Source organism: Brevibacterium sp. SIMBA_078 (assembly GCF_046534565.1).
Classification (GTDB): Bacteria; Actinomycetota; Actinomycetes; order Actinomycetales; family Brevibacteriaceae; genus Brevibacterium.
The window spans coordinates 1-265 of record NZ_JAWRYQ010000282.1 but is presented as its reverse complement, the minus strand read 5'-3'; the positions used below and the strand labels follow the sequence as shown (position 1 = coordinate 265).

1 protein-coding gene is annotated in these 265 nt (G+C 39.6%); it reads left to right on the top strand.

Going from position 1 to position 265, the window contains the following annotated elements; genetic code table 11:
* Positions 1 to 15: 15 nt before the first annotated feature.
* A partial coding sequence (locus tag SB749_RS19735; protein ID WP_410711800.1) for a hypothetical protein occupies positions 16 to 265 on the top strand: 250 nt, incomplete at its 3' end.

Genomic DNA, 265 nt, shown 5'->3' with positions numbered 1-265 from the left:
ATTACTGCGGAAACGATGAACCGTGAAGCTATGGACATCATGCGTACACTACATCATGAAATGATTCATCTTTATTGCCATGAGAATGACATTAAAGAGACTTCTCGAAAAGGTGCATACCATAACAAGCTATTCAAAGAAGAATGTTTAAAACGTGGCTTCTACTATCCTGATGCTACACCTGATAAAAAAGTAGGCTGGTCTTTTGCACAGTTACTACCTGAGACTATAGAACGCTTCAAGACGTGGGATGTTGACTACTCAG